This is a genomic window from Streptomyces durocortorensis (genome assembly GCF_016901035.1).
In the GTDB taxonomy this organism is placed as follows: Bacteria; Actinomycetota; Actinomycetes; order Streptomycetales; family Streptomycetaceae; genus Streptomyces; species Streptomyces durocortorensis.
Map to the genome: position 1 here is coordinate 29994 of NZ_JAFEUF010000045.1, position 6000 is coordinate 35993.

Below are 6000 nucleotides of genomic sequence, written 5' to 3' on the forward strand. Positions count from 1 at the left end.
TCTCCTCCGGGGCAGTCTGCGGCGGGGTGGTGCGAGATGCGGAGTTCGCTGGGTGCGGGTGTACGCGCGGAGGCACGGAACGCGGCGCGTACGGGGCACGGGGTCGGCCCTGGTGACGGTCGAAGGGCGACGGTCGGGGGGCCGGGGGAAACGGGGTGGCTCCGGCGGTGCGAGCGCCCCGCTCAGAAGGTGCGACAGAGCATGGCGGCGACGCGGCACAGGTCTACTGCCCGCCGCTTCGTGAGGTCCGCCTGTCGCTTCATGGGTCCGATCGTAGGGAGGTACGGACGGAGATGTCACCGTCGTGTCGCATGGTGAGACACGATCATCCGCTATGTGGGACACGAGGCGGTGCCGGGCAGCGGATTCGCCGCCGGACTCTCCCCACGCCTTCCCCGCATCTGCGGACCGGACGCGGGCGTCTCACTATCCGGATCCGGACGTGCCCGGGCCGCATCGGGACCGTCCCCACGCCGGGTCCGGCACGATCCCGTGCCGGATCCGCGCGGGATCCACTCCGACTTCGCGTCGGATCCGCCCGCTCGGTCAGCCCGTCAGGGAGACGTCCGAACCGGTCACCGAGATCTCCAGGCCTTTCTCGGTCACCTCGACCTGCTGGAGCTCCAGGCCCTTCGGCAGCCCGTCGATGTCGCCCTCGAAGTCGGTCTTCTTGCGGACCAGCTCCTCGACGCCGGGGATCCCCTCGCCCGGCACCTCGTCCGCGCGCACCTTGATCGTGTGGCCGTCGACGCGGGTCACGGTGGACAGCACGCTGCGTGTGATCGGCCGGCCGAGGATCTCGACCGTGCCGGTGACCTTCGCCTTGCCCTTGCCGCCGTACTCCACGACGACGCCGTCGCTGGCCGCCGCCGTCAGGTCCTCGTAACTGACGAGCGCGGTGCCGGTGGCGCGGGAGGCGGTGGCGCTGCGATACCCGGAGCCGAGCTTCACGTCGTGGAGCCGGGCCCGGACCTCGCTGACCCGGATCGTGCGGCCCGCCGCGCTGGTCTTCATGCCGGTGAGGTTGACGTCGACCCGGTCGAGCTGGGATCCGGCGAGCTGGGTGAGGAAGGGGAATCCCTTGATCGAGATCTCCGTCGTGGCGGGGCCGTCCCCGCTGATCGTGACCCGGTCCTCCGCCTCGGACTCCGCGAACCAGACGGCCGCGCGGTCGACGGCTAGGAAGAGGCCGCCGAGCACCACCACCAGGACCAGCAGTATTCGCAGTGCGCGCATCTGTGTCGTTCCCCCACCTTGAGCCGATCGGTCCCCCTGGCGACCGTGAGCCTACTGCTGCGGAAGTGGACGCCCTGGGTGATCGACGAGCGACGGCCCCCCGGTGGTTCCCGAGGGGCCGTCAGCAGCGTGTCGGAAATCAGAGGACGGCGCGGCCGACCAGGTAGACGACCGGGGCCGCCACGGTCAGCGGCAGCGCCACCCCGGCGGTCATGTGCACGAACCGGGACGGGTAGTCGTAGCTCGCCACCCGCAGCCCGATGAGCGCGGCGCCGCCCGCCGCGAAGCCGAGCAGCGCGCCCTTCACGCCGAAGTCCGTCAGCGCGCCCGCCGCTACGCCCGCGCCGACGCCCGCGAGCAGGGCAGCCACGAGGGAGACCGCGCCGGGCAGGGGCAGCGCACGGACGAGCGTGGCCGCCGCGACGGCCACCCCGCCGACGACCACCGCGTCCGGGACCGCCGCGAGGTGTCCGCCCGCGAGCACCGCGAGGGACGCCGAGACGACGGTGGCCATCAGGCCGTACATCCGCTCGTCGGCCCCCGCGTGGCTGCGGAGCTGGAGGACCACGGTGAGCAGCACCCAGACGCCCAGGGTGCCCAGCAGCACGGCGGGGCCGTGCTCCCGGCCCGCCGCGAGCAGGACGATGTCGGCGACCAGGCCCCCGGCGAAGGCGAGCGCGATGCCCTGGCGGGCGGGCCACATGCCGTTGAGCCGGAACCAGCCGGCGGCCGTCACCGCCTGGAGGAGCACCACCGGGACGAGCAGGGCGTACGTCCCGATCGCCGCGCCCCCCGCGAGCAGCAGGCCGAGCACGGCGGTGAGCGCAGCGGGCTGCATCCCCGGCGCGATGATCGGCGAGCGCCCCTCGGCGCGGGCCCGCTGGGCGTCGGTGATCCGGGCGTTGCCCAGCGTCGTGGGCGCGCTGTACCCCGTGTCGCCGGGCCCGGACGGCGCGGCCGCGCTCGCGGGCTCGGATACGGGTGCGGCCGCGGGCACGGGAGCGGTCACGGGTGCGGGCTGTGCGGCGGGCGGTACGGGCCCGGCCGGGACCTCGGGCGGCAGCGGGAAGGAGCCCGCGGCCCCCTGAGGCGGCAGATACGCGGTGTCGGCCGCCGAGGGCGGGTACGACGGCTGTGGCCCCTGGTGCTGCGGGTACTGCTGCGGCTCCTGGTGCTGCGGGTACTGCTGCGGCTGCTGCTGGTACTGCTCCTGGTAGTGCTGCTGGTACGGAGGGTGCGGCTGAGGCGTCCCGTAGGAACCGGACTGCGGCTGTCCGTACGGATCCGGCTGCGGCTGCGGCTGCGGCGTGTGCTGCCCGTGGCCGGGCTGCGGCTGCGGCGTGTGCTGCCCGTGGCCGGGCTGCGGCTGCGGCGTGTGCTGCACCTGGCCGGGCTGACCGTGCCCCTGCGCCCCGTCCCCGTCCCGGCGGATCGTCGGCTGGTACTGCGTGTCCCAGGTCGGCGCCTGCCACGTCTGCGTCGCGCCCTGGTCGAAGCCGCCCGGCTCCTGGGATGCGGCGGACCCGGCGGGCGCGGCGTGCTGCCCGGACGTCCCGTCGGGCCACTGCGGGGAGGGCTGCGGCCGGTGCCCGGGGTCGTACGGATGCACGTACTGCTGATCGTCGTTCGGATACGGGTACTGCTGATCGCTGCTGCTCATGGCCTGCGGTTCACCCTCCTGCGAACGGCGGGAGCACCTCGACCGTGCCGCCCTCGGCAAGGCGTACGGTCTCATGCCCACGGGTACCGACGGGGTTGCCGTCGATGAGGAACGAGCACCGCTGGAGCACCCGGCTCAGCTCGCCGGGGTGCCTCTCGCGCACCGCGTCGAGCGCCTCGGCGAGGGTCGCCGCCGCGTACGGTTCCTCCGCGGTGCCCGCGGCTGCCTTGGCCGCAGCCCAGTAGCGGATCGTCCCCGCTGCCATGGCGCCACTCCTTAGGTTCGGTAGGTCCGGTCGACCCACACCTCGTGCGTCAGCTCTCCATGATGGGTCACGCGGGCGGCGTGCCCGTCGCCCAGTCGGCGATGCGGGCCAGGAGCGCCTCGTCAGCCGCGTTCTCCGCGTGGCCCATCCCCCGCTCCAGCCACAGCTCCGCGCCGCCGGGACCGGCCGCCTCCGCCAGCATCCTCGGGTGGTCCACCGGGAAGTACGGGTCGCGGTCGCCGTGCACGAGCAGCAGCGGGGCCGGGGCGATGAGCGGGACCGCCGCGACCGGGGAGAGCGGGACGGGATCCCAGTCCTCGGTGGCGATGCGGGTACGGAATCCGTAGCGGCCGACCAGGCGGCCCGAGGGGCGGGTGACCACCCAGTGCAGCCGGCGCATCGGGGCCGTGCCCCGGTAGTACCACCGGGCGGGGGCGCTGACCGCGACCACCGCATCGGCATGCGCGCCGAAGTGCGCCCCCGAGTGCTCCCCCGTGCGCCGTTCGCGCACCGGTACACGAACGGCCGTATCGCGTGCCTCGGATCCGTCCGTATACAGAGCACCGTGCCGGAGCACCACCGAGCCGCCCATCGAGAACCCGACCGTCACCACCCGGGTGTGCCCCAGCTCCCGCGCCCAGGCCACCGCGGCCGCCAGGTCCAGCACCTCGCGGTCGCCCACCGTGGAGCGCCCGCCGGACCGTCCGTGGCCCCGGAACGAGAACGTGATCACGGCCGCACGCTGGGCGAACACCCGCGCGGCACGCCGTACGGCAGGGCGGTCGGCGGAGCCGGTGAACCCGTGCGCGACGACGATCGCGGGAAGGTCGGCCGCCGGTTCCGTACGGGCTCCGGCGGCTGCCGCGGAACCCGCCGTACACGGTTCGTACACCGCCTCGACCGGCACCCCGTCATCCGTCAGCAATGTGGCGAATCGTGGGGGTGGCGTGAGCAAGGGAACAGAGGAACCCCGGAATCGACCCTCGGACACGGAACTCATGTGGGCTATTCTGCTGCGAAGAGGATCCGGGCAATGCAGCCCCCGGGTCCTTTTGTGCTTTACCGGCGTTGTTACGACGACGTTTCCACAAGCTCAGCGGTCCCAGGGCGCAGGACCGCACCGTAAAAACCGCATGACGCGGACGCAGGACGCAGGACGCATGACGTACGAAGCAGTGCCGCATACTCCCCCGGGTCCGACCCGGGAGTGCCCCTCTCGCAGGGAACGAGGAGGACCGACGTAATGGGCGAGCGAACCGTGCAACACGATCGACCGAACCAGGCAGGTGGGCGGCGATGAGTTCACTGCTGCTTCTCACGAACGCACTCCAGCCGTCGACGGAGGTGCTCCCCGCGCTCGGTCTTCTGCTCCACAGCGTGCGGGTGGCCCCCGCCGAGGGCCCGGCCCTGGTGGACACCCCGGGCGCCGACGTGATCCTCGTCGACGGGCGGCGCGACCTTCCGCAGGTCCGCTCGCTCTGTCAGCTGCTGCGGTCCACGGGGCCCGGCTGTCCGCTGATCCTCGTCGTCACCGAGGGCGGTCTCGCGGCCGTCACCGCCGACTGGGGCGTCGACGACGTCCTGCTGGACACGGCGGGCCCGGCGGAGGTCGAGGCGCGGCTGCGCCTGGCCATGGGCCGCCAGCAGATCACGTCCGACGACTCCCCGATGGAGATCCGCAACGGTGATCTCTCCGTGGACGAGGCGACGTACAGCGCGAAACTCAAGGGCCGGGTCCTGGACCTGACCTTCAAGGAATTCGAACTGCTGAAATACCTCGCCCAGCACCCGGGCCGGGTGTTCACCCGCGCCCAGCTCCTCCAGGAGGTCTGGGGGTACGACTACTTCGGCGGTACGCGGACGGTCGACGTCCACGTACGGCGGCTGCGCGCCAAGCTCGGCCCGGAGCACGAGTCGCTGATCGGGACCGTGCGCAACGTCGGCTACCGCTTCGTCACCCCGGAGAAGCCGGAGAAGTCCGAGCGCGCGGCGGAGGAGGCGAAGGAGCGGGCGGCCGCCCGGCAGAAGGCGGACGGACCCGGCGCCCGGCCCGTCGCCCGATCGGAGCAGTCCTCTTCGGCCACGGCGGAGGAAGAAGCCCCGGTGGAGGCTGCCAAGAGGTAGGTCCATCCGCGTAGACTGCCGCGCGTGGCCAAGGTGACGCGGGACGATGTGGCGAGACTGGCGGGGACGTCGACCGCGGTCGTCAGTTACGTCATCAACAACGGACCCCGGCCGGTCGCCCCGGCCACGCGCGAGCGGGTGCTCGCCGCGATCAAGCAGTTGGGCTACCGGCCCGACCGGGTCGCCCAGGCCATGGCCTCACGCCGCACGGACCTCATAGGCATGATCGTGCCGGACGCCCGGCAGCCGTTCTTCGCGGAGATGGCGCACGCGGTCGAACAGGCCGCCGCCGAGCGCGGGAAAATGGTCCTCGTCGGCAATTCCGACTACCGCGACGAGCGCGAGGTCCACTATCTGCGGGCCTTCCTCGGCATGCGGGTCTCCGGTCTTATCCTGGTCAGCCAGGGCCCCAGCGAGCGCGCCGCCGCCGAGATCGAGGCCTGGGACGCGCGGGTCGTCCTGCTGCACGAGCGCCCCGAGGCGATCGACGACGTCGCTGTCGTCACCGACGACGTGGGCGGCGCCCAGCTCGCCACCCGGCACCTGCTGGAGCACGGCCATCCGTACGTGGCCTGCCTCGGCGGTACGGAGGAGACCCCCTCGGGGGGGGGCCCCCGCGCCCCCCCCCCGGCCGGGGGGGGGGGGGGGGGGGCCCCCGGGGGGCCCCCCCCCCCGGGGGGGGCGGGGCCCGCCCCCCCCAAACCCGACCCCCCCG

Annotated in this window: 6 protein-coding genes and 1 pseudogene; 2 read left to right on the top strand and 5 right to left on the bottom strand. The window is 73.2% G+C overall.

What is annotated here, in order from left to right:
- Nucleotides 1-182: 182 nt before the first annotated feature.
- The 5 genes from JS521_RS37505 to JS521_RS12155 all read right to left on the bottom strand — a co-directional run bounded on the left by JS521_RS37505 (nt 183) and on the right by JS521_RS12155 (nt 4086).
- Nucleotides 183-263: a putative leader peptide gene (locus JS521_RS37505; RefSeq protein WP_350310325.1), complete on the bottom strand. Its 81-nt coding sequence runs from the start codon at nt 261-263 to the stop codon at nt 183-185.
- A 283-nt stretch (nt 264-546) separates the two neighbouring features.
- On the bottom strand, nt 547-1236 hold the full coding sequence (locus tag JS521_RS12140; protein WP_205082775.1) for an LmeA family phospholipid-binding protein: 690 nt from the start codon (nt 1234-1236) through the stop codon (nt 547-549).
- A gap of 139 nt (nt 1237-1375) precedes the next feature.
- Complete coding sequence (locus JS521_RS12145) at nt 1376-2896, bottom strand: hypothetical protein (RefSeq protein WP_205082777.1); 1521 nt, start codon at nt 2894-2896, stop codon at nt 1376-1378.
- A gap of 10 nt (nt 2897-2906) precedes the next feature.
- Nucleotides 2907-3161 carry a MoaD/ThiS family protein gene (locus JS521_RS12150; RefSeq protein ID WP_018490344.1) on the bottom strand — a complete coding sequence of 85 codons (255 nt, stop codon included), beginning with the start codon at nt 3159-3161 and terminating at the stop codon, nt 2907-2909.
- A 67-nt stretch (nt 3162-3228) separates the two neighbouring features.
- Complete coding sequence (locus JS521_RS12155; protein ID WP_205082778.1) at nt 3229-4086, bottom strand: alpha/beta hydrolase; 858 nt, start codon at nt 4084-4086, stop codon at nt 3229-3231.
- Between the two features lie 371 nt (nt 4087-4457).
- Here JS521_RS12155 and JS521_RS12160 point away from each other — a divergent pair, with 371 nt between their 5' ends.
- Complete coding sequence (locus JS521_RS12160) at nt 4458-5285, top strand: response regulator transcription factor (protein ID WP_205082780.1); 828 nt, start codon at nt 4458-4460, stop codon at nt 5283-5285.
- Between the two features lie 24 nt (nt 5286-5309).
- Nucleotides 5310-5904: pseudogene (locus JS521_RS12165) on the top strand (LacI family DNA-binding transcriptional regulator); the annotation flags it as partial.
- Nucleotides 5905-6000 lie beyond the last annotated feature (96 nt).

What these genes read in the sequence shown, in the direction of transcription:
- JS521_RS12150 (WP_018490344.1), bottom strand. Translation starts at nt 3,161, where the DNA reads ATGGCAGCGGGGACGATCCGCTACTGGGCTGCGGCCAAGGCAGCCGCG.
- JS521_RS12160 (WP_205082780.1), top strand. Translation starts at nt 4,458, where the DNA reads ATGAGTTCACTGCTGCTTCTCACGAACGCACTCCAGCCGTCGACGGAG.
- JS521_RS12140 (WP_205082775.1), bottom strand. Translation starts at nt 1,236, where the DNA reads ATGCGCGCACTGCGAATACTGCTGGTCCTGGTGGTGGTGCTCGGCGGC.
- JS521_RS12145 (WP_205082777.1), bottom strand. Translation starts at nt 2,896, where the DNA reads ATGAGCAGCAGCGATCAGCAGTACCCGTATCCGAACGACGATCAGCAG.
- JS521_RS37505 (WP_350310325.1), bottom strand. Translation starts at nt 263, where the DNA reads ATGAAGCGACAGGCGGACCTCACGAAGCGGCGGGCAGTAGACCTGTGC.